Source organism: Flavobacterium sp. IMCC34518 (assembly GCF_027111095.2).
Lineage (GTDB): Bacteria > Bacteroidota > Bacteroidia > Flavobacteriales > Flavobacteriaceae > Flavobacterium > Flavobacterium praedii.
In genome coordinates this window covers 1434676-1460804 of record NZ_CP114284.2, presented here as the reverse complement: position 1 = coordinate 1460804, position 26129 = coordinate 1434676, and the positions used below count along the sequence as shown (strand labels likewise).

Here is a 26129-nt window from a genome sequence, read left to right as displayed (position 1 = left end):
AGGATGACTTTCAGCTAAAAACAAACAAACATAAAATACTGAATATGTTTCGAAAATCAAGGTTGCTAGTTTGTATAATAATTCTATTGAATAGTAGCTGTCAAACGGATAACAGTTCAAGTCAGCAAACAACTATTGTTCCATCCACAAATATACCAGTATTAACTTTAGATACTAAAACGGATGTCATTAAGTATTTAGCGCTTGGTGATAGTTACACTATTGGTCAAAGCGTATGCGAAACCTGTAGATTTCCAGAACAATTAAAAAATAATCTCTTTAACTTAAACAAACAGAATACTTTTTATTTGAATATCATTGCGAAAACGGGATGGACAACAGGAAATTTAATCTCATCCATAAATAGTCAAAACCCAAATAATGATTATGACTTAGTTACTTTGCTTATAGGAGTAAACAACCAATATCAGGGAAACTCTTTTTCCGTATATGAAAAAGAATTTCCTGAATTAGTAAATAAAGCCATTTATTTGGCCAAAGGGGATAAATCAAATGTAATTGTTGTTTCTATTCCGGATTATGCTTTTACTCCTTTTGGAAATGGAAATAAAACAATTACTGCTGAAATAGATCTTTACAATGCTTATGCTGAGAGTTTTTGTTCAAAAAACGGTATTGCTTTTATAAACATAACAGATATTACACGACAAGGGATTATTGATCCAAGCTTAGTAGCATCCGATAATTTGCATCCTTCTGAAAAAGCATATCGTTTATTTGTAGAACGCATAATGCCAAAAGCGGTTATGATACTACAATAAAATTAAGATTCGGGTGCCAATTCCAATTCTAAGCCTACTAAACTTTCCGTTATAGGAATTTGACAACCTAAACGACTGTTTGATTTTACATAAAAAGCTTCCGAAAGCATCGCCTCTTCGTCCTCGCCCATTTCAGGTAACACAACATCATTAAGAACATAGCATTGGCAAGATGCACACATGGCCATTCCGCCACAAGTTCCTTCAACTGGAAGTTCATAAGCTTTGCATAATTCCATTATGTTCATTGCCATATCGGTTGGAGCTTGCAATTCATGAACTACACCTTCTCGATCTTTTATCTTTATTAAAACGTCCATTCGTTTATTTAATTTTTTTCACAAAGTGGTTTCCACTTTTATTTTTATTCTTTTATTTCAAGATTTAATAAATATTCTTTATTATTTTCCTTGTTAACAATTCTAAGTCCAATTACATCTGCATTGTTGATGATAAATGTAACTTTTGAATTGGGAGTATAAGTTCCGTCATGGGTTTTAAACACCAATTTCCCTTCATAGGTCACATTTAATAAGCCATTTTTTTCTTCTTTTTCTTTGGTTAGAATTTGAGAAGATAAAACAGCTGTGCTATACGCACTATCATCTAGCATATTGGCCTTTCCTCCACTAAGGTCAGTCAAAAATTCTGCATTTTCAATTTTTAGCTGTCCTTTTCTATTTGAAGAAATATTTACCATTTTACTAAAATTCAGTTGACTCCATTCTTCATCAACAACGGTTAACATCTTGGACACATAAGACTCTTGAATTGGTTCTTGCCCGTAATTTTTATAAAAACATAAAAATAAAACAATCAATAAGTACTTCTTTTTCATAATTCAAATTTGTAGGTTAGTGCTACAAAAGTAAATTTTTATTTGAATTTTCAAAGTAAAAAAAAATGAATTATTTATATTAGTTTTTGAATAAAACGAAATTATCCTTGATTTTATTGGTAATTCACTAATAATAATTACTAATATAATTTGAATTTGTCACTATTTAACAAGTAATACCAAATCTTCTAGAGTAGTAAAAATGATTTTTATCTTATAATAAAAGATATTAATTCGCTATTGAATTTAATTATCGAAGCTATTATAGTGTTAAAAAAAAATAGCTTCAATAATTAATTATTAGAAAAATATTACAAAACATTTACAACTGTTTCAATTTGAGGGGCATATTTTTTAATTGTAGTTTCTACTCCTGCCCTTAGCGTCATTTGATTTACGCTACAACTTGTACAAGCTCCTTCAAGGCGGACTTTTACATGTTTTCCTTCGTCAATTGAAATAAGGGTAATATCACCTCCATCTGAATTCAAAAAGGGTCTGATTTCATCTAGCGCTTTTAGAACATTATTTGTCAATTCTTCTGTTTTCATACTTTTTAAATTTCTTCTTTAGATAGAGATTAAGAATCTTATTTCTTAACTGATGAACATCCTGCCATTGTTGTGATTTTGATTACTTCGGTGGGTTCTAAATTTTCATTTCTATTTACTACTTCATTTACTACATTGCGGGTAATATCATCAAATACATTTTCAATAATTGAGCCTGCTTGTAATGCAGCTGGACGACCAAAATCACCTGCTTCACGAATTGATTGAACAATTGGTACTTCTCCTAGAAAAGCAACACCTAAATCTTGTGCCAAATCTTTTGCACCTTCTTTACCAAAAATGTAATATTTATTATTAGGCAATTCTTCAGGGGTGAAATAAGCCATGTTCTCGATAATTCCTAAAACGGGTACATTAATTGCTTCAGACATAAACATAGAAACCCCTTTTTTAGCATCGGCCAAAGCGACTGCTTGAGGAGTACTTACTACAACTGCTCCAGTTACTGGCAATGACTGCATAATTGATAAGTGAATGTCTCCTGTTCCTGGTGGTAAATCAATTAACATAAAATCCAATTCGCCCCAATTTGCATCAAAAATCATTTGATTCAAGGCTTTGGAAGCCATAGGACCTCTCCAGATTACAGCTTGACTTGGTGAAGTAAAAAATCCTATCGAAAGTATTTTTATTCCATAACTTTCAACTGGTTTCATTTTTGACATTCCATTAACTTCAACTGATAATGGTTTTTCATTTTCAACATCAAACATTATTGGCATTGATGGCCCGTAAATGTCTGCATCTAATACTCCTACAGCAAATCCCATTTTGGCTAATGTTACTGCTAAATTTGCCGTAACAGTAGATTTTCCAACTCCTCCTTTGCCTGAAGCTACTGCTATGATGTTTTTAATCCCAGGAATTGATTTTCCTTTAATTTGATTTGGATTTTCTGCTGCTTCTACTTTTATGTTAACTTTAATTTTTGCGTCTGGCGAAACTAATTCTAGGATTGTTTTTTTAATATCATCTTCGGCTCTTTTTTTAATGTGCATTGCCGGAGTATGTAAAACCAAATCCACAACGACTTCGTCCCCAAACGTAACTACATTTGCAATCGCTCCACTTTCAACCATGTTTTTTCCTTCTCCAGCAATTGTTATTGTTTCTAATGCTTTAAGAATATCTTTTCTTTCTAATTTCATATTTAAATATTGTTTTATATTGAAAATTCTTTTTTTTTTTTTATTAAAATTCTTTTTTGTAGCTTACAAGATCATTTTATTATTTTTTATACTAAAATATAAAAGTAACTATTCTTATTTAAACTAATTTTAGATTACAAAGATAACGGATTAAGTTCTTATTTTAAAGGATTTGGATTGTATTTATTGATCGTATTATTCAATAAATGATATATTTCATTTTCTATTTATCAACTTTAAAATCTACCAAAAAAAGGTGTGTTATATTATTTATTCCTTTAGTATTGGTTCCCAAAAAACAGATTCCAAATCGATGATTTGATTCTCTTTAACAATAATGCCTTCACTTTCCAGTAATTGTTGCATGAGATTGGTTCCATCAAAATGGTGTTTTCCTGTTAATAATCCTTTTCTATTGACCACTCTATGCGCGGGTACATCTTCTAGATTATGTGCTGCATTCATTGCCCAACCTACCATTCTTGCAGAGCGTGTTGCGCCTAATACTTTAGCAATTGCGCCATATGAGGTTACTTTTCCATATGGAATTTGCCTAACGACTCTATATACTCTCTCAAAAAAATTGTCGCTATTTGATTCCATTGGTTTTATCCAAAATAGGCTTTAATAAGTTTAAATAGTGTGATTATCGAAACAATTCCAGTTATTGTACCTATAATATAATTTCCGTTATTCATTAAAAAAGAGGACTTAGATTCCCTTTTTTTAAAGTAAATAATATAAAGATAAAAAACCAAAAAGGAACCTGAAACTACTCCTGTTACAAAGGAATATATAAAATATTGAGTAAAGTAAAAATAACCGTAACTACTGAGTGTTATAGATACAAAAACATAATAAGGTACGGGAAACAAATTCAAAGCCGACAATAACATTCCCAAAAACAAACGGTTTGTTTTACTGCGAATTTTTGTTTCAGACTCTGGTATTTTTGGTTTTTTGGCTTTCCATAAGAAATAAATGGTCAAAGCGATAAAGATAAACAACCCAATTTCTTGAAGTCTATTGATAATATCTGGCCTGCTATTGATGAAATTAGCAAATAATATTGCCAAAAGTGTTTGAAAAAACACAATTAGTGTAGCGCCAATAGCAAAGAAATATGCTTCATTTTTGCCATCTTTTAAACTCACTTTTGCAGCTGTCATATTGATTAGACCTGGAGGAGCAATACCGATTGCAGCAACAATAAACCCGAGTATAAAAGGTAAGATTAGCGTCATATATAGATTTTACAGTCTAATGTACAGTCACAGATTTGTTGCTAAAGGCTGTAACAAAAAACTATTTTATTTTAAAACGAATGTACGTAATTGCTTTATTAATTTCTAAATATTGTTTTTCATAAAAGGTCTGAAAAGCGGTAACTTCCTCAGGACTTCCTTCGTTTACATACACATTGTGGTTGGCATATAAAACTTCATGTCCTTCACCATGAAGCAATCCTAATGTATAGCCGTGCATAAACTCACTATCGGTTTTAAGGTTTACAACACCGTCTTTTTTCAATATTTTTTTATACAATTGTAAAAATTCAGAATTGGTCATTCTGTGTTTTGTTCTTTTGTATTTTATTTGAGGATCTGGAAAAGTGATCCAAATTTCGTCGACTTCATTTTCTGCAAAAATATGGTTGATTAATTCGATTTGAGTTCGAATGAATGCTACATTATGCAATCCCGTTTCAACAGCTGTCTTTGCACCTCGCCAAAAACGAGCCCCTTTGATATCGATTCCCACAAAGTTTTTGTTAGGATATCTCTCGGCCAAACCAACGGAGTATTCTCCTTTGCCACAACCCAATTCCAACACTAATGGATTTTCATTTTTAAAGAAATCTGAATTCCATTTCCCTTTTAGCGGAAATAAATCTCCTACTACTTCTTCTCTTGTTGGTTGAAAAACATTATTGAATGTTTCGTTTTCCTTGAATCTCTTTAATTTATTTTTGCTTCCCACGATCTAATTACTATTTCGGCAAAATTAAGGAATTATATAAGAACGAAAGCTCAAGTATCGAAAAAATCAGAAATTATCATTTGATTTGCTTATTTTGTATCAATACATCTTCTATTGGCGCAATGATTTTGATTACTTGGTCGGTATTTTCGTTGGGAATTGTCATGGATAGAACATAATGCTTTATTTTCCAATCTATACCAATTTTGACCAAAACTCCAGAACCCCTACAAATTTTCATTTGTGTATTTAAAAGTTCATCAAACCAAGCTATTTTTCCTGATTCATCAAAATAAATATGACGTTCCATTGCTTTAAAATTCCATGCCCTGCCTTTATCGAAAAAGGGTTTTGCAAAAGCTTGAAAGTTTTTATAATTCCAATTCTCAGACGGATCTGTCCCAATAAAAATGGCATCTTCGGTCATTAATCCAAAATAGGCATTAAAATTTGCTTCGGAAGCCGCTTTGTGCCAAGCATCAAGTGTTTTATTTACCTCTTCTTTTTTGTCTAATTCTTTATGTTGAAAAGCGTCAAAACTAAAAACTGATAATATTGCTAAACTTAAAAAAAATACTTTCATATGTAGTTACTATTTGTTCTTTATAGGATTCCGATAGCTATCGGGAGGTATTGTTATATCTTCATTGGTGTTTGCAACCAATTTACAGTCATGCTCCTTTCATATTACTGTAATTTTTTATCTGGGAGACTTCCTAATTTAATTTTCATTTCGTCATTTTTTCCGTCGACTACTAATAGATGCAATACAATCCCTTTATAACGTTTTGTTTCCCTTTCTTTTAAATCTTTAATTTTTAAATCATCTGCTGGGTTTCGCAGCGGTATCACTACTCCCAATTTGGTTCCTTTCTGGAATGAATAGACACCTCCAACGTCAAAATTCAATACATTCGAACTTACTTTAAAATAATCAACTTCAAGAAAATTTCCTTTAACGGTAACACTTCCATACAAATCATTAAAGACAATATGTTTCACATCTCTGTTAGGAAAGGCAAATTTACCGATTTTGATAATGGGATTAAAATTGATTAAAGATCCGTTTTTGATTTCATATTTTAAGTTTCCTCTCGCAGATTCATTTATTAAATCTCCGTTTGAGGTAATTTTTAATGACAAATCGGCCTTTGCCGAAAGTTTTCCATTAATATTTTGAGGGTCAAAAGATTTGACACCAAAATTATTAAAAGACGATAAAAATTGAGGAATATCAACTGATGAGATAGTTACTTTGGTTTTTACATCATATTTATTTTGTTGTGGAATAAGCTCTGAATCAAAGGTGATTTTTCCTCCGCAACTTTCTATTGATCCTTGCTTGATGAAAAAGCGCTTGTCATTGGCCGAAATGATAATTTTTGCATTCTTGGCCGTCAAATTGGAATACACCATTTTATCCAAATTCAAATTCAATACTACTTGGCATTTTTGTAAAAAAGCAATTCTTTTTTTTATAGTTATCTGGTTCGTAATTGTATTCGTTTTGCCTCTTTTTTCATTACTTGCTAAGATACCCATAAAATTCTTTACATCCATAAACGGACTCTTGAGGTGGAGTACAGCAATCATTTTTTCGGGATTGTTATAATACAAATTTAGAAAGTTATCTATTCTACCATCCAAATAAACAACGTTTTTGTCTCTTTGATATTTAATGTTTCGAAGGAAAAAGGCTTTATCTGTAAAATCCAGTAAGATATTCGTTTGAAAAGTCAAGTTCTTGGGAACATAAAGTAGGTTAGCATTTTTTATATCCACTTTTCCTGTAAAATGAGGTTTTGAAATATGCAAGTCCACAATATCAACATTGAATTTAAAGTCAACATTGGCTGTTCCTCCACTGAATTTAAAAATATCTTCTCCAATAACCTTTCCTAATTTATTTACTTCAAAATTTGAATGAAAATCTCCAGTGGCAATGGGTTTTTCTAAATTATTGATGGCAGCAACAGGAATAGAAACTGGAATTCCCTCGTAGTTTCCTTTAAAATTTTTAATGATAACCGCAGAGTTAATGTCATTATTACCTAACTCTTTATTAAAATTATTTATATATCTCCCTATAAAATTGCATGCTGTAACAGTTCCATCAGGAAAAACTAATGTGTTGTTTTTTATTTGTGCATCAACTATAATTTGAGGATCTCCTTCGGCGTTCATATCTCCAATAATACTACATTGCGCATCCAAGGGTTTTGTGATATTAAAATGATTTAGAATTTTAAATAAATGCGGATCCAATAAATGAGCAGCATTCAACCACAAAATATGCGTTTTTATGTTGAGATTCATCATCGGGCGAACCTTTTCGAGACCAAAACTTGCTTTTATGTCAAAATCGTCGTCACCTATTTTAAGAGCTTTGGATACAACTTCAATTTTATTCTTTTTATCAGTGTATTGAACAACAAGTTTTCCCTTAACTCTTTGGTTTTTTATAAAACTGCCCTTAATAGTATTGAAAGCCATGTTTTTGGCAAAAACATCCAAATATATATCGGTATGAAAACCATCATCTGTATAATCAATTTTACTTTTTAAAGAAGCCACTTCAAAATGGAACAATTTATTTCTTTGGAGATTTTGAGAAATAAACACTACATTTTTAAAATTCACCTCATCGATTTCTGTTTCTGTATCTGTTTTGGGCCTACTTATTTTGTCTTTCTTTTTAAATATATTAAAATTAGATATGCCATTTTTATCTTTAAACAAATCAATTTTTGCGTTAATCAATATTACTTTGTCAATGTTTACCTTTTTATGCAATAAACTCAGCACATTCAAACGCACTTCAATTTCTTGAGCTTTAAGAACGCTTCTTTTATGAACGGCATACAAACTGTCTTGTATTTCTACTTTTTTTAGGACTACCGTAAAATTTGGAAAACCAGTCAAAAACCTATAGTTAATATCTTCGATACTGGCATGACCCGAAATAGTTTCATTGATTTTCCGATTGATTTCGGTTGTTATAATGTCTTTATTTTGAATGAAATACATTCGCAAACCAATAAAGAAAATCAAGATTATTCCAAAAAAGCCAATGATAAAAAAAGCCAATTTTTTTAAAACCTTTTTAAATCGTTTTGTCTTCAAAAATTGTTTTCCTTTTTCTATAAATTCTTTCATACAAATGCTATAAATAGTATAATAAAAAAACATTTTGGTTCCAATCAGCAGCATTTTATTATCTGCAAAGCAAGTCGCTTCTTATCAAATCTAACATAATATTTTTAGAAAACAGCCGTTATATCTTAAAATGTTTACATTGTATTGTATTTAATATCAATATTTTATAAACTATCATTATCGAACAACGAATACTCGATTGAAAATATTTATCAGTATAGTAATATGAAAATTGAAAAATTATAGTACTTTTAAATGAAGAACGAGTAATTAATTTAAAAACAAAAAATATGCGATTATTTAAAATTTTACTACTGGGTGCGTTTGTTGTATTAGTTTCTAATACCTTATCAGCACAAGCGATTGGAGTTAGGGCAGGAGCCAACATTTCGAATATTGATGTAAATGGCTTGAACACAAATGCCAAAACAGGACTTTATGTTGGTATTTATAAAGAAATCCCATTAATTAAGGGCTTGCTTTTTGTACAACCGGAACTTCAATACTCACAAGAAGGATTCTCCACCAAAAATGCTCCAGACACAAAGATAGATTACCTTACTGTGCCCATTTTAGCAAAAGTATATGCTGTTAAATTATTGAGTTTTGAAACAGGACCACAATTTGCATTTAAAGTCTCAGACAATGCGAATTTTTTAGATGCAAAAAGTTTTGTGCCTTCATGGGCATTTGGAATGTCGCTAAACTTACCACTAGGATTATCCATAAATGGCCGTTACATTTCTAGTTTAAATGATACTTTTAATAATGTGGATGGAAAAAATCAAGTTTTTCAAATAGGTGCTGCTTTTCAATTTTAAAAAAGAGCATTCCATATTCCTACACTTAAAAAGTTGCCTTAAAGTTCATTTCTTTAAGGCAACTTTTTTTGTACTTTTATAGTGTCACTTAATTCATTCGATCTATGAGAAAATCAATTGTGTTGCTTGCCCTCTTTGTTTTTGGTTCCTCACTTTCTGTACTTTCTTGCAAAAAAAAGGACGATGACACTATAAAATCACCACTTGCTAGTACTACTCCTGCCAAAGCATCCAGTCTAATTCCATTTGACAGCACTTTGGTAACTGTTTTTTTTAAAAAGTATCCAGAATTAAATAAATATCATCAAGAAACTACCGAATTATATCAAAAACGAAATTATCAATACGTTTGGTTTGATTCAAAAGGAATGCTAGAAGTTGGTCATTTGCTGTATAACAAATTAAACAATATTGAAGAGGAAGGAATTAAAACTACTATTCCGTATAAAAATAAATTGGACAGTCTTTTTCTGACCAAGGTAGAGAACAACAAAATAAATATTGATGATGAATTATTACTGACCACACTTTATTTTTTTTATACCCATAAAGTATTAAAAGGAATTGATCCCAAAAAATCAATAGAATTGGGTTGGTACTTGCCTAGAAAAAAGGAATCGTATGTTGGTTATTTGGATTCTATTATTGCTAATCCTTCCTTGATTAACAAAAACGAGAAAGAACAACTAAGCCAATATTACAAATTAAAAGAGGTATTGCAAAAATACAGAACGTTACAAAAAAACGATTCTTGGACTCCTATAGAAATGGATTCAAGTCGAGTGGCATTAAATCCTGGAGATTCTACCACAACTATTGCGCAAATCAGAAAACGGTTGTATCAGTTAGAAGACCTAACAAAGGACTCGAAAAGTGCAATATATGATGAAGATCTAAAAGCAGGAATTCTAAAATATCAAGCTCGAAATGGAATAAAAGAAAACACCACAATAAACAAAAAACTAATTACCTCATTGAATGTTTCAATAGAAGATCGAATTAAAACCATCATGGTCAATATGGAACGTTGCCGCTGGATTGACGTAGATATTTCAAAGGTCGCAGCCTTGATTTTAATTAATATTCCTGCATTTCAATTGACTTATTTAAAAGAAGGGAAAGTAGTTTTAAACTCCAATGTTGTGGTGGGGAAAGATATAAATAGGACTGTAATTTTTAGTGCAGACATGCGCTATATCGTTTTTAGTCCGTACTGGAATGTTCCCAAAAGCATCATCACAAAGGAAATTAAACCTAGCATAGCCAAAAATCCAAACTATCTGGCCCAACACAATATGGAATGGCATGAAGGGGGCATTAGACAAAAACCAGGTCCGAAAAATTCATTGGGATTAATAAAATTCTTGTTTCCCAATAACAATTCAATTTACCTGCATGACACGCCTTCCAAAAATTTATTTAACGAAGAGAAAAGGGCCTTTAGCCACGGCTGCATCCGAGTAGCTAAACCTGTAGAACTCGCAAACGAAATACTAAAAGACGATAAAAACTGGACACCCGAAAAGATCGACGCCGCCATGCATAAAGGCAAAGAATCTTGGTACACACTAAAGAATAAAATTCCGGTTTACATTGGTTATTTTACCGCATGGGTAGATGACAACGGTGAAATCCATTTTTATGATGATGTTTACAAAAGAGACGATCGGCTAGCTACCATGTTGTTTGAGGAATAATACTATCTAAGCATAGAATTTACTGCAATAAAACATTCTTTTTTATGACTGTCCGTAACTCATACCAAGAGTCTAAAAATTGAAAATATACCTTTGCGCCTTTGCGAGCCCAATTTCACGCAAAGGCGCAGAGACGCAAAGAACAGAAAGGGAAAGTTTTGTGAATAACATTCAATAATTAATCTATTCTTTGAAATGGTACTAGTCACGGATAGTCATATTTTTTTTTTACTATCTTATTCAAAATAAAAAGAAACCGTAGTCCAGCTATGCTTGATTTTTTTTTCTGATAAAAAAAACGGCTGTTTTAATTAACAGTAAATTCTAAACTTAAATGGTACAAACCCAGATTCAGCATTAGACATTATTACGCAGAGTCACACGAAGAATTCGCGAAGAATCACAAAGTTTATTAAGCTCCATTCAAAGAATTCGATTTCCCTTTGCGCATCTTCTTGAAATTTTTTCTATTGCGGAATCTTGGATAAAAGGATTCAAAATAAATGCCAAAGGCTGTCTAAATATTAGACAGCCTTTGTTTTATGTATTACTTACGTTAGAATACTCTTTTAGTGTGCTTTTTGTTTATCGAAGGTTGTGTTTAGCACTTTTTTGATTTTGTCTAAGGCGCCATTGAATGCTTTTTCAATAGAATCCGAATGTTCTGTTACGGCTATTGGTTGCATATTAGCCGGTCTAGCCTCAATAATACAACGTTTGTCGCCAAAACCTGTCTTGGCATTATTCTCGTCTCCAAAATGCACTTCAATACGTGTTACTTTTTCATCAAAACGGGATAACACTCTTTGGATTTCTGTAGAAAAATAAGCTTCCAATCTATCGCTACCCTCAATATTCTTGTCTGTGTTGATTTGTACTTTCATATTATTTTTTTATTAATTACATAATGCTATATCTCAAAGTTAAGAAATTTTCTTCATTTTTTTAGCCTTTTAATAAAAGATTATGAAAGAAAAAACCCGTTTTTTGATTTAAAGACAGAAGTGTCTGAAAACGAAAAATTTAGTTTTTATTTGATTGGTAATTAGCCTTGTTTTTGCATTAAAATAATTTCTTGTTGGTTTACGGCAATATAATTCTCTAGATTATTTTTCTATTTCGAGACTCCAAAAACGGATAACTTTCCATTTTTGAGCTTCCAGATAATTGTTTACATCAACATCTTTTTGAATGTTTCGTTCTATTTTCTTTTGCCAAAATTCTGTATTGGTTTTGACACGATCTTTTTGAATTTCCCAGTCTTTGCCGTAGAAGAATTCACTATCGACAAATATGGCAATTTTTAGTTTTTTGAAGGTTAAATCGGGTGTGCCAAAAACTGCTCTATTGTTTTACGATAACGGTAACCGAGATGCCACAAGGCTTTGCCCAATCGCACCTCCTCTTTGGTATTGGTGGAGTGAATGGCAGACATGATTTTGGAACGTTGGGCAGATGTAATACGATCCATGATGCAACGATTTAAAAATTGCTAGTTAAAGTTAAGGAGATTGTTTGGGAAATTTTACAACAAGAAATGAAACCTTTTTTATTTGAGATTTAAAACCTTTTCCCTAGTTATAATTTGATTACTTTCGATTACTTTAACTATTGGAGGATCAGAAAATTTATATTGTTTTAATTCATCAATTAAATCATTGAATTCATTACTAGTGGCTACAACAACTTTATCAATTCCAATAACATCTCCAGTTTTAATTTTTTCTTTAACTTTTTTGGCTTCACTAACATCAAGAGTCACCAAATAACATAATGCTTTTCTATGAACATATTTTAAAGCGATAGCTTCGAGGTCTGCTTGTTTATATCTTTCTCGCAAACTTGTCTTTGCTGAGATACATATTGGACCTCGTTCTGTCGTATAAAACATCAAATCATATACTACGTTCGGCACGAATGCAACATTTGCATTTAAATATAATGGCAAAATATTTTCACGAACACATAAAGTAGCAAGAATGTATTCAAATATCTTCCCATTAAGACTTTTATTCCCTTCAGAATGCTTTTTATATGCTTCCCAATAAATCGAAATGTATTCGGATGGTTTACTATATTCAATTTCTAAAAAATTTAAAAATAGACTATCAAATATAATATTGGCTTTCCCACTTTTTCCTACGACTATACCTAGTTGATTCAGTTTACTCATTTTATAAATCGTATTTGTAAATTCAGTTTAAAAAATAGTTCTTCATTTTCTTGGTAAACGATACCAAATCCATGTCTAGAAGAACTTGCAGTGTCCAATTTTGTGTTATTTATCAAATAGTTTTCAAATTCATTTTTGTTATAAACATGATAACATAATACTTCGCCATCTTCCTTTACTATCAGATAACCTCCCGTTGCATCATACTCTCCAGCCCAAACCTTTGATGGCATCATTCCTAAAGCAATATCCGTCAAAAGTCGTTTAGTTTTGTATTCATAAAATTTATGCTTGTTTGAGATATCAAAATTTAAAGGATTATCCTCTTCTACTTTTGAAATTAAATCGATAATTTTCGAAGAGTTACTTGTATAAAAATTGTAAATTATATTTGCTAAGATCTCAGGTAGTAAACTATCAATTAAAATCAAATTATTAGAAAAAACTTGTTGTTCAGTCCCAATAAACTGAAAAACACCGCCTTTATTTACTACGTATTCAATACGATCTTTTATTTTACTTCTTGTATCAATGGTATTAATCGTATCTATTTCATCCTGATTAAGATTCAATCCATTAATTTTAAAAATAAAATTTGTTGTTTTTCCTGCATTAAGAAGAGTTGAAGGATTCCCTAACTGTGATTTAATGCTAAACCCAAGAGTTGGTTGCTGATTTGTCCTTTGGTCGTGAACAACAATTGTAATATCAGTTTTAGCACTTGAATCTGCCTTTAAAGAAATACAATTAATACTAAGCATAAACTGTTCAATCTCGGGTACAGAAAAAGTAGTTTCTCTGTTAGATTTAATTAAATTTAACAATGAAATAGCCTTATCCTTAAACTCTTGTATAGGGATTCTTAAAACTTCTTCATTGCCTGAAATTAATACGATGTCATCCTGAATAGAATATTCAAAATCGCCATTTGTACCTGAACGCAATATTCTAATAATAGGGTAAAAGACATTTTTTATTTTTATGATATTTTCATCTCCAGGATGGAGAATCTTATCCCCCAAGAGTTTGAACAAAGTGTATATTTCACTCCATTCCCCTTTATTTCCTGTTATCATAATTTAGCTTTTATTAATTCAATAATTTTCTCCGCCGTTGCCTGAATTGCAGGAACTGCAACAGAATTTCCAAATTGTTTATAAGCTGAAGCATCTGCAACTGGAATAATAAAATTATCAGGAAAGCCTTGTAATCTTGCCCATTCTCGAGGAGTCATTTTTCTGATTCCTTCACGATTAACTTCGCCTTTAATATGTGTTGTTGGCGTAAAATCTGTTATTCGTTTATCAATAACAAGATTTCTTTCTCTTCCCATTCCACCAACTAGAATCGAATTTGATATTTCATCATCTTTAATAATTGCGAAACCAAATCCATTTCCTTTACCAGCATGTCTCGCTTTGTGATTAATCAGAGTTTGTAAATACTGAGTTGATAAATAATATTTAGTTGGAACAACTTTTTTCTCTTTTACATTTTTAAAAAACACCTTTTCTTCAAAAGGTTCAGGATATTCAAAAGAATTTATTTCCAAATCTTTTCTAAAACCTACAATGTAAATACGTTCTCTATTTTGTGGCACACCAAATTCTTTGGCATTAATTATTTGTGGCTCTGGAACAAAATATCCTAAATCATTTCTCAAAACGTTTAAAATGGTCTCTAGAGTTTTTCCTTTATCATGGCTTCTTAATCCTTTAACATTTTCTAAGAAAATTGCTTTTGGTTTCCTTGTCTTTATAATTTCTGCCACATCAAAAAAGAGAGTTCCTCTTGTATCTTCAAAACCGCCTCTTTTTCCAGCTATAGAAAATGCTTGACATGGAAAACCTGCACATAGAACATCAAAATTATTTGGTATATAATTTTTAGTGCTTACTTTTGTTATATCTCCAAAAGGAGTTTCTCCAAAATTTGCTCTATAGGTTTTTTTAGCATTTTCATCCCATTCGCTTGTAAACACACACTTTCCTCCTAGATTTTGCATTGCCATTCTAAATCCACCAATTCCAGCAAACAAATCGATAAATTTGAAAGTATAATTTTTTGGAGTTGGAAAAGGAACATTTTCTACTTCAAATAACAATTGTTGCAAGGCTACATCAGAAACAATATCTAAATTTTCTTCTTCATTTTTATATTCAACAATCTCCTTTAAATAGATTTTAGCTTCTTTTTCATAGTGTTTTTTTACACCATTATGATAATTATGAAGATAATGTGTCACAACAGCTTTCTTATTATCATCTTCTTCCAATGTTCGAATCTTAAACTTTTTCCCGTCAAACTCTTCTATTGATATCTGCTCTTTCATTTTCATTTCTTAAAATCTGATTCGTTAAAAAAAGTTGCAAAATCACTATCCAATGCGATGATTATTTTATCTAAAATCTTTACAGTAACATTCCTTTTTCCGGTTTCTACTTTCGTCATATATGTTCTATCTACTTCCGCAATGTTTGCTAATGCTTCTTGCGACAAGCCTTTAGCCTTTCTTAGTTCACGAATTCTATCGCCAATTTTGATATTAATATCCATTAATTTTTAAGTATTGAAGTGAAACAAATCTATCCGAATGTTGCTTTTGGTGCAACGGCATAAGAGTCACTTGTTGTTATTGTTTATAAGTTTTCATGCAAAAAAAAACCGCCAATCTTTTGACTGACGGTTTTCTCAAAGGTTTTAATAATCCAATAATTCCCTTTTTATATTTTACAATCAAATTGCCATCGGCAAGAATTTAGCCCAAAAGCGTCAAATTTGGAGTTGTAGAGGTCATACACGGAGTTTTAGACCTCAAATTTGGTATCTCGAACGTCATTTTTGGAGTTTTTTACGTCATTTTTGACGTCACGAACGTCAAATTTGAGGCTCAATACGTCAAATTTGACGTAAAAAGCTCCAAATTTGACATTTTAGGGAATTTTTCAGACCAAAAAAAAACGCCAATCTTTCGATCGGCGTTTTGAGTATAAAAATGTTTATTCTAATTTTCTTCTTCTAAGTTTTCGAGTTGTTTCTCGAGAACAGCATCAACTTTTATTCGCTTCACAGTTTCCTTACGGGTGATAAGCATCGGGATCGCAACTCCTGCGGCCAATGCCAAAATGATAAATAAAGCTTTTAGTCCATTGCTTGTTGTTTCAAAAAAAAGTTTGGAGTACAGTTCAGGATCCTTTTCGGCAGTCAATTCCATAACGCCTACCATGGCTTTATAGGCAAACAATCCCGGAATCATTGGGATTAATGCCGGTAATGCAAATGTCATTGGGGGCGCTTTTCTATAATGAGCGGCCAGGACACTCAAAAAACCAATGGTGCTGGATCCGCATAAGGCTGCAAATACCAATCCTATTTCTTGTGAAATCAAATAAAATTTAATCAATCCGCCAAGAGCAGCTATAATGTAAATAATTCCTAAAGTTCTACGAGGCACATTGAATAATACTGCAAAACCTATTGCTGCACAACCCAGCCAAATTCCTTTTTCTAATAATACAAAATCCATTTTAGTGTAAATTAAAAATTAATAATGAAGTCATCAATCCTAAAGCAATGGCAAATGCAATAACAAGCACATTTACGCCTCTGGTGGTTCCGTTTAATATGTTACCGTCAATTAAATCGGAGAAAGAATTGATCATTGGAACTCCAGGAATTAAGAACAATACTGAAGTGGATAAGGCATGAACGTAGGTTGCATCTGGATTCAAAAAAGAATATAGACCTACAGTAAAAGAGGAGGTTAGTGCTGCAAAATAAACGCACAAATAGAAGTTAAATTTGAGCTTCATGGTTTCTTGTCTTGCATAAAGGCCTAAGAAACTCCCTAGGAAACAAATTATCATTTCGATTAATTCTCCACCTAGAATTCTACAAAAAGAAGCTCCTGCCAAAGCCACCAAAAACAAGACAGCAAATCTAGGGTATAAAGCTTTCCTGTCTAACGATTTCATTTCTTTGTTGATGCGTTCGACAGACCATTTTTCTTCTACAATTTTCCAACTCATGGTGCTGATATCGGCAATAAGGTTGAAGTTAAGATGCATGTTGGGCACCCATTTTACACTGGTAAAGGTTTTGATTTTGTTTTGATAGGTCAAAGTAATCATTAAGGCATGATTGGTAATCATCAAATCAGAATCACAACCAAATGCACCAGCTATTCTGCTAATCGTCATTTTGACACGTTCTGTATTGGCTCCAGAGACCATAAGCAAGGAACCTATTTCTAGGAGCATTTCTCCTAATTCATATTTATTGGGTTTTGCAATTACTTCCATTTAAAAGTGGTTATTTATTATACCTTCAAATTTAAAAAAATAAGACCTTAAAAAAGATGATATTTCCCCATAAAACGATAATTTATTTAGAAAATAAATAACAAGGCATTTCCAACGTTTTCGCTTGTTGTAAATTGTAAAAAAAAGAACATTTTGATTTATTTTGACGGTTTTTGAACAGCCTTTTTACCGATTTTAAAAAGATTTCCCCAGTTTTAAAACTCAAAAAACGTCAGCAAAACGACTTTGGTTTGTCAAAAACGCATTTTTAGATATGCTTTTTTATTGAATTTTTGATTTCGACTGCTATAAAATAAAGTTATGAGAATATTGAAAAAAAAATAAAACATTAAGGCTTTCATTTATCATAGAATGTAGTTTGCCCCCTTTTGAATACAAAACCGTTGATGCCCTACTATATCAAACAACAACTTTTTTTAAAATAATATCCAAATGCATTAAAACAAAATGAACTGCAAAAAAATTAAAACAAACTAGAAAATGAAATTATTCTATCGCTAGGCTACCAACAGTAAGGTCATCCAATTTAAAAACAATCATTTGTACAAAATAACTATTAGCAATGTATTTATAATGAAAACTAATTTAAGAAAGACGTTTGATTGGGTTTTAATTTCTAAATTTGTACCTAAGTTAATAAACAAACAGGGAATTTAAATAAAAATAAAAATAGTATGGCATTAGCAATAACAGATGCTACTTTTGAAGAAGTAGTTTTGAAATCGACACAACCAGTTATGGTTGATTTTTGGGCAGCTTGGTGTGGACCATGTAGAATGGTTGGACCAATCATTGACGAGATAAGTAAAGAATACGAAGGAAAAGTGGTTGTTGGTAAAGTAGATGTAGATGCTAACCAAGAATTTGCTGCAAAATACGGTGTTAGAAACATACCAACTGTATTGGTTTTCCATAATGGAGAAGTAGTAGGGAAACAAGTAGGAGTAGCTCCAAAACAAACGTATGCAGATAGCTTAGACGCATTGTTGTAATCGTAAGATTAAAATTTATATAGAAAGGTTTGGCGAAAGTCAAGCCTTTTTTTTTGATTTGTATTTAAATCAATTTCTCAAAGTGATTTTCTATTTGCAATCTTTATAACTATTCAGTCTAACAAAATTTTGACACAAATTTCACGAATTAGCACAAATTAGATACAATTAGAAAATAATATATCACTAATTTGATTTACATTACTAATTTATGAAATTAAAACAACTGTTGTTTCGTGTAAATTTGTGCAATTTGCATCTGCTTTTATACAAAATCCTACATTAATTTCCTGTAAGCTGAATAGATCCCAATCTTTTAATTTTTAAATCATTCAATCTTTCAATCTTTCAATTTTTAAATCATTCAATCTTTTAATACATTTGGAATATGAAGATCGAATCGCAAATAGAAAAGATATCCAGTTTTCAGCATTTGGAGTTGTTGGCTAATCAAGTGGTGGAAGGTTTTATTTCGGGAATGCATAAAAGTCCGTTTCATGGATTTTCAGCCGAATTTGCCGAACATAAAGTATATAATATAGGAGAAAGCACCAAACACATAGATTGGAAATTATTTGCCAAAACGGATCGTTTGTACACCAAATGCTTTGAGGAAGAAACCAACTTGAGGTGTCATATAATAATTGACAACTCTTCGTCGATGCATTATCCTAAATTGAAGGACAATCAGCCCTTTTACGAGAGTAAAATAGGATTTTCGGTATTGGCATCGGCAGTTTTGATGAATTTGTTAAAAAAGCAGCGAGATGCCGTAGGTTTAAGTGTGTTTTCGGATCGTTATGAATATTATGCACCAGAGAAAGGAAGTGATCGCCATCACCGAATGATATTGAACAAGCTCGAAGGTCTTTTGGAAACCACAAAAGAGAGTAGGCAAACCGATACTATTACGTATTTGCATCAAATAGCTGAAAAAATTCACCGCCGATCGATGATTATTTTGTTTACAGACATGTTTCAATCCGAAAATGAAGAAGCACTTTTTAATGCCTTGCAACATTTGAAACACAACAAGCACAAAGTTGTTTTATTTCATGTGATAGACAAAGAAACGGAGCTAAAATTTGATTTTGACAATGCCCCTAGAAAGTTTATTGATCTGGAAACTGGAGATGAGGTTGTCATTTTTGCCGATAATGTGAAGCAAGAATATGAAAAACAGGTGAGCGATTACTTCAAAAAGTTGGCTTTAACCTGTGCTCAAAACAAAATAAAGTACATTCCGGTGGGTGTTGATGAAAGTTTTGAAAAAATTTTAACGGCATACTTAGTTGAAAAACAAAAGTTTGGATAAATCGGCCGAAAAATATTTAAAATTCTCTAATAAAAGGCTTGTGTAAACGAAAATCTATTGTATCTTTGCCACCGCAATAAAGCAGAGGTTTGGTAGTTCAGTTGGTTAGAATACATGCCTGTCACGCATGGGGTCGCGGGTTCGAGTCCCGTCCAGACCGCAATATTGGGGAAAGCCTTTCGTAACAGAAAGGCTTTTTTGCCCAAATACGGTATCTAAAGCTAGTTGTGTTGTTTCTCGTCCATTATGACGAGATCGGTTTGTAGTTAGACCAATGAAAAGCTTTCCACTTTGTGGATGGCTTTTTTGATTTTAGAGTGTTTGTTATTTTTTTTAAAGTTGTGTTATAAAATAGTTGTGGATACGAAAATCTATTGTATATTTGCACTCGCAATAAAACAGGGTTTGGTAGTTCAGTTGGTTAGAATACATGCCTGTCACGCATGGGGTCGCGGGTTCGAGTCCCGTCCAGACCGCAACATATTGTTTGAAGCCTTTCCTAACGGTCAGGCTTTTTTTTATGCTTAAAAAACAACTGTTGCTTTTATTAAACGAATGCATTTCAAAAGTTGTGAACTAAGAGAGATTCCATCAGATCCGGAAATTGCTTATTTTGTTTTCACGCAGATTTTGCAGATTTACGCAGAAAAAGGAGTGTAGAATGTGCTGATTTTGTGATTCCTTTTTTTTTCTTCTTAGTTTAATTCTTAACTTTTAAACTTGATCCAAAAGTTGGCAAGTTGACTATTTCTGAAAATCTACAATTATATAGAAATCCTTATTTTACTGGGTTTAGTGTATAAAAAAAGCCTTTCAATTGCTTGAAAGGCTTGTAATCTGTGGTCCCACCTGGGCTCGAACCAGGGACCACCTGATTATGAGTCGTAATCCATCCTTTTTCTTCTGTTTTCTTCTCTTTTCAAATAGCTTCCAAAGTACTATAGAATATGACAAATATAAAAAATCCTTTTTCATTTAGTTTCTTTCTTTTTCTTTTTTCTGCTACTTTTGTGTGCAACGTGTGTGTTCCATTACACACAAAATCCAAAACTATATGTTTAGTTACTCAAAAGATGGTATTACTATAGCCTCAATCCTTGATAATCGTAAAGAAAACAAAAAAGGAACATATCCTATAAAAATACGTGTTACATACAAAAGGCTAAGAAAATATTACTCAACTGGTAAAGATTTAAAAATTGAGGAATGGGATTCATTGCCCACAGTTAAAAGCCGTAAATTAAAAGAGACTAGAGAGAGTATAGAAAATAGTTTTTCTTTGGTTAAACTTAATGTAGAAACTCTTGCGGAAAAGGGAGGTTTTTCTTTTGATAGCCTAAATTTACGATTAAGCAGAGCTACTGGAGATACAGTCAATAGTGCTTTTAGAGCCAAAATAGAAAATTTAAGACACGACGAAAGAATTGGCACAATGCATATCAATGAAAATGTTATAAATACTATTGAGAAGTTTGCAGGTAAAAATTTGACATTTGAAAATATCTCTATAGATTGGTTAAAGCAATATGAAAAATATCTCCTTATTGATAAAAATCATACTACTGTGGGGATACATATGAGAGAGATTCGTACAATAATGAATCAGGCAAAAAAAGCTGGTATTATCAAAGAAACCCAATATCCGTTTGGTAAAGATAAATATGAGATTCAAACTGGGGAAGGAAATAAAAAAGCTTTAACTTTAAGTCAAATAGGTCAAGTTGTAAATTTTACCGATGGTACTGAGACAACTGATAGATATAGAGACCTATGGTTTTTTATATACTTATGTAATGGAATTAATGTCGCCGATGTGATTAAATTGAAATTCAAAAACATTAAAGATGGTGAAATCTATTTTATTCGACAAAAAACTGAAAGGACTACAAAAACCCGCAAAGAAATTCGAGCCACAATAACTGTTGAAATGGAAAATATAATCAAAAAGTGGGGTAATAAACCTCACCCAGAAAGTTATATTTTTCCATATATCACTGGAAAAGAAGATGCAGAAAAAAGAAAAAGCATGACTAAGAGCTTAACCAAACGAATTAATATGCGTATGAAAATAATCGGCAAGCATTTAGGAATAGGAGACATTACGACTTATACTGCCCGTCATAGCTTCGCTACTGTGTTAAAAAGAAGTGGAGCTAATATTGCCTCCATTAGTGAAAGTTTAGGTCATAATGATTTAAAAACTACAGAAAGTTATTTAGCTAGTTTTGAAAAAGAAGAGCGCACTAAAAATGCGGGCTTGTTGACTAATTTTTAATTTAAATAATAAAAAATATTTCAAATATAATTTAGTTTAATTTTGCTTAAAGGATTTGAAACCTGACTCACAATAAATTATGAAACCTGAAAAAAGATTAATCTACCTTGACAATAACTCTACTACTCCTGTTGACCAAAGGGTTTTAGATACTATGATGCCATTCTTTGCAAACAATTTCGCAAATGCAAGTAGTACTCACCAATTTGGAGTAGGAGCTCATGAGGCTGTTAAAAAGGCCCGTAATCAAGTTGCTGATATAATTGGTGCTGAAACGAATGAAATTGTTTTCACTAGTGGCGCAACAGAAGCTATCAATATTGCAATAAAAGGTGTTGTTGAGAATTATTCGGAAAAAGGGAAACATATTATTACTGTTCTTACTGAACATAGTGCCGTTTTAGACACATGTAAATATCTTGAAAAAAAGGGATTTGAGGTTACATATCTAAAAGTTAAATCTGATGGTTTGATAGATTTAGATGAATTAAAAAATTATTTAAGAGATGATACTGTTTTAGTTTCTGTTATGTATGTTAATAATGAAACTGGAGTTTTGCAACCAATAAAAGAAATATCAAATTTAACTCATAGTTTTGATGCGCTTTTTATGACAGATGCGACTCAAGCTGTTGGGAAAATACAAATAGATGTTGATGATTTAGGTATAGATTTACTTTGTTTTAGCGGTCACAAAATTTATGCTCCAAAAGGAGTGGGTGCACTCTATGTAAGACAAAGACAAACTAGAATTAAGATTCCTGCTTTATTTCATGGTGGTGGACATGAAAGAGGTTTACGAAGTGGAACTCTAAATGTACCTGGGATAGTTGCTTTAGGAAAAGCTTGTGAATTATCTAAAGAAGGGATGAAGTCTAATGCTGAGCAAATTAAAACAATGCGAGATTATATCGAGTCAAAGTTACTTTTAATATCCGACACATTTGTTAATGGTAATATTTCACACCGTTTATATAATGTGACTAATATTTGCTTTGTGGGGGCAGATAGCGAAGCTGTAATTATGGGACTTAGTAATTTAGAAAATAATTCTCCTCTAATTGCTGTAAGTAACGGTAGCGCTTGTACATCAGCTAGTATTGAACCATCTCACGTTTTAATTGCTATGGGCTTAGATGAAAACAAAGCATTCAATAGTATTCGTATTTCTTTGGGGAAATTTAATACTATTGATGAATTAGATATTGTTATTGATGAAGTTAAAAAAGTCGTTGAAAATTTAAGAGCAATGATACACTAACAATGTCGATATGATTTTTTATGAAGATTGATAATAAATTTGTCCGCTTTAGCTCCAGCTTCTTCATCTTCATGTAATTGAGGTACTTTAAAACCTAGATTATTATTAGCATACAGTAACATTTGCATTGTAAATAATACAATTCTACTACTTGCTGAAATAATTTCTACATCTAATGGTTTAGTACCATTCCATCCTTCGGGCTCGCTAAAAGTAAAAGCACCATGAGCAAATAAATTTCTGATCTTATAAACTATCTTTAATCCCAATAGTTCCTCAACTTCGCATACATTTGGTTTAAATAATATTTCACTGTTACCATACCATGGATTAAGAATAATCATTTTTTTCAAAGTGTCAACCACCTTATTATAATGTTCAGGTATCGGATGATTATTTAAATATTTTTCCTTTAAAAAATAATTTATTTTATTAATTTCCCCTCTATATTTTTTACAATTAGGTAAATCTAAAGTGTCTATATATGCCTCAAATCCTCCCCAGACAAAATTAAAAAATGTTAAAGCATGAATTAATTTTGAATGAAATTTTGATTTTTCATTTTCATAATCAATTGCAGGCCCACACCATTGAACATAATTATCATATTTATCACTAACATAATGAACTTTATTTATTCCTGAAGCAATTCTAAACCAAGGACTAATTAATTCTTCATCATAAATGTTTTCATAAATTAAAAAACGAGCAATATTATGAGCGTGTCTATCTAGACCAATCAAAGGACCATGTTTGACGCATAATATTGATTTACATTCCATAATAAACTATTTCTGCCAGCCAATTTTTTTCAAATTATCTTCATAATCAATTAAACAGCTTGAAACTAATTCCTCAACATCAAATTTTTCCCTTTGTTCCTCAGCATATTCATTATCACTTGGTAGGCTTGACACATATGCCATCTCTGCAATAAGAACTAATTTATTAAAGAATTCTTCATAATTCTTTAATTTAACTACATCATCATATTCATATCCTTCAAACAAACTGGCAGTATTATCATCATAATTCCAATTTAGATTTTCTAAACTACTTATAACAGCATTTTCCGCTTCTTCTTCCCAAAATAATTTTTCTTTTAAAGTATTTGTGTCTTGACCAATAATCAATGCATCATAAAAAGGAATATCATTTTTCTTTATTTTTTCTTTACTAATAAGTCCTGATTGAAGTCCAATAGTATTTTTTATTCGACTTCTTCCTATACCAGAAGCTTGATAGAATTTGTCTCCGAAGTTTATATTTTTTGCTTTTTCGATATATTTTTTAAAATCAATTTCATTTGGTTGTAATAAATTTTTCTCTTTAAGTAGAATTAATTTTAATATATCAAATAAAGCCTGAATACCGACTGTTTTATTTATGTATGATTTTGAACTAACATTTTTAAACAATTGCTCATCAACAATCTTAAAATAAATTATTATAGTATCATAAATCGTTTTGTCTTGATTTTTTAGAAATAAGGTTCGTAAAGGAGAATAATCTTTAATTTTTACCAACATTTCTCTATTTCTGCCCGTTAGCATTTGCTTTTGTTGCATAATTACCCTGTCCCTCTTAGGATTAGAACTAATTAAACCACAAATACCATCAACTACGGTTGCAGTTGAAACAACCCAAGTATTTATATTCTCATTGTTAAAGAGAATTTGAGAATTAAGAGGCGCAACCTTTATGTGTTTATGTAATGCGGAGTTCTCAGAGTCAATGTTTAATTTTCTAGATAGAAATACGGAAAATTTTTCTGGAGTCCAAGCTTTTTCAGGTTCATCATCCACATTATATCCAAATTGATCTAAAGCTAAACTTCTATCTACTTTTTTTTGATTAGAATTAATTGTTGCAAATAAAAATGCCTGGTATGAATTAGGCAAATCAAAATATATTGAAACTAGTAATTGTAAATCAGTAAACCTTTCCTCATTTGTAACAAATTCAAAAGCATTTAATCTATGTTGACCATCAATGATCGCAGCAAGTTTAACTTTTTTAGGTATAATTAGTTTATAAGTGCCGGTTCCTTCATTCTCAATAACTTTCCATCGCTCATTTTCATCTTTTGAAATTTCGCCATTTTCATTATAATTTGCAGCTAAAATTATTGAGTTCGGAAAAGCCATTTCAACAGAATCAATATATACTGCTATATCTTTGAGTCTTTTTGGATCTTGTGGTCGTTGACTACCTTTTACGTTGCCTGAATTATCAATGTATTTCATTGGTTCAGAAAAGGTTATCTCCAATAACTCTTTAGCAGATATTGAAATGACAAAAAAATCTCCTAAAGGTTGTTTAACTTTTAAAGCTGGTATTTCGAGAAAATTTTTATCCATTTTTTAAATCATTATTTGCATTACCTCCTAAAACACTATTCCCTGGTATAAAATTAGGATTAGTCTCATTTGCAATCCACCAAATTCTATATGAAATCAAAACCCCTATAATCCCTAAGAATAATGAATAAAAATCATGATGATAAATATTAAGTAAGATGGATCCAATTACTAAACCTAAACCTAATATTACGATTGTAATTAAATTAAAAAAAACATTAATTACCCCATCTATATTTACATCTCTAACCTTATTTAAAAAATAATCAATACATCCTGCAAATAATAAACTGACAAAATATGTAGTGACATTAGATGGTATTTTATTTAATGTTACTTGCTTTTCTATTAATGCTTCTAATCCTATAGGCATCCAAATACCTACGGAACCAATTAAAACAACCGCAATAAAAAAATATTTTGATCTTGTACCCATA

At 31.3% G+C, this 26129-nt stretch carries 26 protein-coding genes, 2 tRNA genes and 1 pseudogene; 9 read left to right on the top strand and 20 right to left on the bottom strand.

The window, feature by feature from the left end; all coding sequences use genetic code 11:
- Nucleotides 1-44 precede the first annotated feature (44 nt).
- Nucleotides 45-782 (top strand): SGNH/GDSL hydrolase family protein, encoded by a 738-nt coding sequence (locus OZP06_RS06485; protein ID WP_269224167.1) that lies wholly within the window; start codon nt 45-47, stop codon nt 780-782.
- Between the two features lie 2 nt (nt 783-784).
- Here OZP06_RS06485 and OZP06_RS06480 read toward each other — a convergent pair whose 3' ends face one another.
- The 9 genes from OZP06_RS06480 to OZP06_RS06440 all read right to left on the bottom strand — a co-directional run bounded on the left by OZP06_RS06480 (nt 785) and on the right by OZP06_RS06440 (nt 8476).
- Nucleotides 785-1102, bottom strand: a complete 318-nt coding sequence (locus OZP06_RS06480) for a 2Fe-2S iron-sulfur cluster-binding protein (RefSeq protein ID WP_269224166.1) — start codon at nt 1100-1102, stop codon at nt 785-787.
- A 44-nt stretch (nt 1103-1146) separates the two neighbouring features.
- Nucleotides 1147-1620, bottom strand: coding sequence for a hypothetical protein (locus tag OZP06_RS06475; RefSeq protein ID WP_269224165.1), 474 nt, complete (start codon nt 1618-1620; stop codon nt 1147-1149).
- Between the two features lie 311 nt (nt 1621-1931).
- Nucleotides 1932-2171 carry a NifU family protein gene (locus tag OZP06_RS06470; protein WP_116759479.1) on the bottom strand — a complete coding sequence of 80 codons (240 nt, stop codon included), beginning with the start codon at nt 2169-2171 and terminating at the stop codon, nt 1932-1934.
- A gap of 38 nt (nt 2172-2209) precedes the next feature.
- Complete coding sequence (locus OZP06_RS06465; protein WP_281238579.1) at nt 2210-3340, bottom strand: Mrp/NBP35 family ATP-binding protein; 1131 nt, start codon at nt 3338-3340, stop codon at nt 2210-2212.
- A gap of 270 nt (nt 3341-3610) precedes the next feature.
- Nucleotides 3611-3943: an MGMT family protein gene (locus OZP06_RS06460; protein ID WP_269224164.1), complete on the bottom strand. Its 333-nt coding sequence runs from the start codon at nt 3941-3943 to the stop codon at nt 3611-3613.
- A 5-nt stretch (nt 3944-3948) separates the two neighbouring features.
- Entirely contained in the window at nt 3949-4584 is a 636-nt protein-coding gene (locus tag OZP06_RS06455) for a LysE family transporter (protein WP_269224163.1), read from the bottom strand.
- Between the two features lie 61 nt (nt 4585-4645).
- The gene (gene trmB / locus OZP06_RS06450; RefSeq protein ID WP_269224162.1) at nt 4646-5320 is read right to left on the bottom strand and encodes a tRNA (guanosine(46)-N7)-methyltransferase TrmB; all 675 of its coding nucleotides are present in this window, start codon (nt 5318-5320) and stop codon (nt 4646-4648) included.
- Between the two features lie 76 nt (nt 5321-5396).
- The gene (locus OZP06_RS06445; protein ID WP_281324384.1) at nt 5397-5903 is read right to left on the bottom strand and encodes a nuclear transport factor 2 family protein; all 507 of its coding nucleotides are present in this window, start codon (nt 5901-5903) and stop codon (nt 5397-5399) included.
- A gap of 104 nt (nt 5904-6007) precedes the next feature.
- The gene (locus tag OZP06_RS06440) at nt 6008-8476 is read right to left on the bottom strand and encodes an AsmA-like C-terminal region-containing protein (RefSeq protein WP_281324383.1); all 2469 of its coding nucleotides are present in this window, start codon (nt 8474-8476) and stop codon (nt 6008-6010) included.
- A 290-nt stretch (nt 8477-8766) separates the two neighbouring features.
- Between OZP06_RS06440 and OZP06_RS06435 the strand changes: the two genes are divergently transcribed.
- Both OZP06_RS06435 and OZP06_RS06430 read left to right on the top strand, forming a co-directional pair.
- Entirely contained in the window at nt 8767-9297 is a 531-nt protein-coding gene (locus OZP06_RS06435) for a porin family protein (RefSeq protein ID WP_269224158.1), read from the top strand.
- Between the two features lie 104 nt (nt 9298-9401).
- On the top strand, nt 9402-10994 hold the full coding sequence (locus OZP06_RS06430) for a L,D-transpeptidase family protein (protein ID WP_281324382.1): 1593 nt from the start codon (nt 9402-9404) through the stop codon (nt 10992-10994).
- Between the two features lie 569 nt (nt 10995-11563).
- Here the strand turns inward: OZP06_RS06430 and OZP06_RS06425 are convergent.
- From OZP06_RS06425 to OZP06_RS06390, 8 genes and pseudogenes are all read right to left on the bottom strand, one after another.
- A complete protein-coding gene (locus OZP06_RS06425) occupies nt 11564-11878 on the bottom strand; it encodes an HPF/RaiA family ribosome-associated protein (RefSeq protein ID WP_269224155.1) in 315 nt (104 codons plus the stop codon).
- Nucleotides 11879-12100: 222 nt separating this feature from the next.
- Nucleotides 12101-12429 (bottom strand): annotated as a pseudogene (gene vsr / locus OZP06_RS06420) (DNA mismatch endonuclease Vsr).
- A 114-nt stretch (nt 12430-12543) separates the two neighbouring features.
- On the bottom strand, nt 12544-13167 hold the full coding sequence (locus tag OZP06_RS06415; RefSeq protein ID WP_269224154.1) for a hypothetical protein: 624 nt from the start codon (nt 13165-13167) through the stop codon (nt 12544-12546).
- Nucleotides 13164-14243 carry an HpaII family restriction endonuclease gene (locus tag OZP06_RS06410; protein ID WP_269224153.1) on the bottom strand — a complete coding sequence of 360 codons (1080 nt, stop codon included), beginning with the start codon at nt 14241-14243 and terminating at the stop codon, nt 13164-13166. The genes OZP06_RS06415 and OZP06_RS06410 overlap by 4 nt, the downstream gene beginning before the upstream one ends.
- On the bottom strand, nt 14240-15499 hold the full coding sequence (locus tag OZP06_RS06405; RefSeq protein WP_348651442.1) for a DNA cytosine methyltransferase: 1260 nt from the start codon (nt 15497-15499) through the stop codon (nt 14240-14242). The genes OZP06_RS06410 and OZP06_RS06405 overlap by 4 nt, the downstream gene beginning before the upstream one ends.
- 2 nt (nt 15500-15501) lie before the next feature.
- Complete coding sequence (locus tag OZP06_RS06400; protein ID WP_281324381.1) at nt 15502-15723, bottom strand: helix-turn-helix transcriptional regulator; 222 nt, start codon at nt 15721-15723, stop codon at nt 15502-15504.
- 448 nt (nt 15724-16171) lie between these two features.
- Nucleotides 16172-16693 (bottom strand): threonine/serine exporter family protein, encoded by a 522-nt coding sequence (locus OZP06_RS06395; RefSeq protein ID WP_281238588.1) that lies wholly within the window; start codon nt 16691-16693, stop codon nt 16172-16174.
- A 1-nt stretch (nt 16694) separates the two neighbouring features.
- Entirely contained in the window at nt 16695-17468 is a 774-nt protein-coding gene (locus OZP06_RS06390; RefSeq protein ID WP_281238589.1) for a threonine/serine exporter family protein, read from the bottom strand.
- Nucleotides 17469-18163: 695 nt separating this feature from the next.
- On the opposite strand from OZP06_RS06390, the gene trxA reads away from it, so the two are divergent.
- From trxA to OZP06_RS06360, 6 genes are all read left to right on the top strand, one after another.
- Complete coding sequence (trxA, locus tag OZP06_RS06385; protein ID WP_269224149.1) at nt 18164-18481, top strand: thioredoxin; 318 nt, start codon at nt 18164-18166, stop codon at nt 18479-18481.
- Between the two features lie 388 nt (nt 18482-18869).
- Nucleotides 18870-19796, top strand: a complete 927-nt coding sequence (locus OZP06_RS06380) for a DUF58 domain-containing protein (protein WP_269224148.1) — start codon at nt 18870-18872, stop codon at nt 19794-19796.
- 86 nt (nt 19797-19882) lie between these two features.
- A tRNA-Asp gene (locus OZP06_RS06375) sits at nt 19883-19956 on the top strand.
- Nucleotides 19957-20198: 242 nt separating this feature from the next.
- A tRNA-Asp gene (locus OZP06_RS06370) sits at nt 20199-20272 on the top strand.
- Between the two features lie 578 nt (nt 20273-20850).
- On the top strand, nt 20851-22071 hold the full coding sequence (locus OZP06_RS06365; RefSeq protein WP_269224147.1) for a site-specific integrase: 1221 nt from the start codon (nt 20851-20853) through the stop codon (nt 22069-22071).
- A gap of 79 nt (nt 22072-22150) precedes the next feature.
- Nucleotides 22151-23332, top strand: coding sequence for a cysteine desulfurase family protein (locus OZP06_RS06360; RefSeq protein ID WP_281324380.1), 1182 nt, complete (start codon nt 22151-22153; stop codon nt 23330-23332).
- Here the strand turns inward: OZP06_RS06360 and OZP06_RS06355 are convergent.
- From OZP06_RS06355 to OZP06_RS06345, 3 genes are read right to left on the bottom strand one after another with little or no spacing between them, the layout of a single operon-like run.
- Nucleotides 23329-24114, bottom strand: a complete 786-nt coding sequence (locus tag OZP06_RS06355) for a hypothetical protein (RefSeq protein WP_281324379.1) — start codon at nt 24112-24114, stop codon at nt 23329-23331. The genes OZP06_RS06360 and OZP06_RS06355 overlap by 4 nt on opposite strands.
- Nucleotides 24115-24120: 6 nt before the next feature.
- Nucleotides 24121-25692, bottom strand: a complete 1572-nt coding sequence (locus OZP06_RS06350; protein ID WP_281324378.1) for a DGQHR domain-containing protein — start codon at nt 25690-25692, stop codon at nt 24121-24123.
- Nucleotides 25685-26128: a hypothetical protein gene (locus OZP06_RS06345; protein ID WP_281324377.1), complete on the bottom strand. Its 444-nt coding sequence runs from the start codon at nt 26126-26128 to the stop codon at nt 25685-25687. The genes OZP06_RS06350 and OZP06_RS06345 overlap by 8 nt, the downstream gene beginning before the upstream one ends.
- Nucleotide 26129: the final 1 nt, after the last annotated feature.

Excerpts from the sequence above, each read along its gene's own strand:
- OZP06_RS06485 (WP_269224167.1), top strand. The coding sequence starts at position 45 with ATGTTTCGAAAATCAAGGTTGCTAGTTTGTATAATAATTCTATTGAAT.
- OZP06_RS06480 (WP_269224166.1), bottom strand. The coding sequence starts at position 1,102 with ATGGACGTTTTAATAAAGATAAAAGATCGAGAAGGTGTAGTTCATGAA.
- OZP06_RS06475 (WP_269224165.1), bottom strand. The coding sequence starts at position 1,620 with ATGAAAAAGAAGTACTTATTGATTGTTTTATTTTTATGTTTTTATAAA.
- OZP06_RS06470 (WP_116759479.1), bottom strand. The coding sequence starts at position 2,171 with ATGAAAACAGAAGAATTGACAAATAATGTTCTAAAAGCGCTAGATGAA.
- OZP06_RS06465 (WP_281238579.1), bottom strand. The coding sequence starts at position 3,340 with ATGAAATTAGAAAGAAAAGATATTCTTAAAGCATTAGAAACAATAACA.
- OZP06_RS06460 (WP_269224164.1), bottom strand. The coding sequence starts at position 3,943 with ATGGAATCAAATAGCGACAATTTTTTTGAGAGAGTATATAGAGTCGTT.
- OZP06_RS06455 (WP_269224163.1), bottom strand. The coding sequence starts at position 4,584 with ATGACGCTAATCTTACCTTTTATACTCGGGTTTATTGTTGCTGCAATC.
- OZP06_RS06445 (WP_281324384.1), bottom strand. The coding sequence starts at position 5,903 with ATGAAAGTATTTTTTTTAAGTTTAGCAATATTATCAGTTTTTAGTTTT.
- OZP06_RS06440 (WP_281324383.1), bottom strand. The coding sequence starts at position 8,476 with ATGAAAGAATTTATAGAAAAAGGAAAACAATTTTTGAAGACAAAACGA.
- OZP06_RS06435 (WP_269224158.1), top strand. The coding sequence starts at position 8,767 with ATGCGATTATTTAAAATTTTACTACTGGGTGCGTTTGTTGTATTAGTT.
- OZP06_RS06430 (WP_281324382.1), top strand. The coding sequence starts at position 9,402 with ATGAGAAAATCAATTGTGTTGCTTGCCCTCTTTGTTTTTGGTTCCTCA.
- OZP06_RS06425 (WP_269224155.1), bottom strand. The coding sequence starts at position 11,878 with ATGAAAGTACAAATCAACACAGACAAGAATATTGAGGGTAGCGATAGA.
- OZP06_RS06415 (WP_269224154.1), bottom strand. The coding sequence starts at position 13,167 with ATGAGTAAACTGAATCAACTAGGTATAGTCGTAGGAAAAAGTGGGAAA.
- OZP06_RS06410 (WP_269224153.1), bottom strand. The coding sequence starts at position 14,243 with ATGATAACAGGAAATAAAGGGGAATGGAGTGAAATATACACTTTGTTC.
- OZP06_RS06405 (WP_348651442.1), bottom strand. The coding sequence starts at position 15,499 with ATGAAAGAGCAGATATCAATAGAAGAGTTTGACGGGAAAAAGTTTAAG.
- OZP06_RS06400 (WP_281324381.1), bottom strand. The coding sequence starts at position 15,723 with ATGGATATTAATATCAAAATTGGCGATAGAATTCGTGAACTAAGAAAG.
- OZP06_RS06395 (WP_281238588.1), bottom strand. The coding sequence starts at position 16,693 with ATGGATTTTGTATTATTAGAAAAAGGAATTTGGCTGGGTTGTGCAGCA.
- OZP06_RS06390 (WP_281238589.1), bottom strand. The coding sequence starts at position 17,468 with ATGGAAGTAATTGCAAAACCCAATAAATATGAATTAGGAGAAATGCTC.
- trxA (WP_269224149.1), top strand. The coding sequence starts at position 18,164 with ATGGCATTAGCAATAACAGATGCTACTTTTGAAGAAGTAGTTTTGAAA.
- OZP06_RS06380 (WP_269224148.1), top strand. The coding sequence starts at position 18,870 with ATGAAGATCGAATCGCAAATAGAAAAGATATCCAGTTTTCAGCATTTG.
- OZP06_RS06365 (WP_269224147.1), top strand. The coding sequence starts at position 20,851 with ATGTTTAGTTACTCAAAAGATGGTATTACTATAGCCTCAATCCTTGAT.
- OZP06_RS06360 (WP_281324380.1), top strand. The coding sequence starts at position 22,151 with ATGAAACCTGAAAAAAGATTAATCTACCTTGACAATAACTCTACTACT.
- OZP06_RS06355 (WP_281324379.1), bottom strand. The coding sequence starts at position 24,114 with ATGGAATGTAAATCAATATTATGCGTCAAACATGGTCCTTTGATTGGT.
- OZP06_RS06350 (WP_281324378.1), bottom strand. The coding sequence starts at position 25,692 with ATGGATAAAAATTTTCTCGAAATACCAGCTTTAAAAGTTAAACAACCT.
- OZP06_RS06345 (WP_281324377.1), bottom strand. The coding sequence starts at position 26,128 with ATGGGTACAAGATCAAAATATTTTTTTATTGCGGTTGTTTTAATTGGT.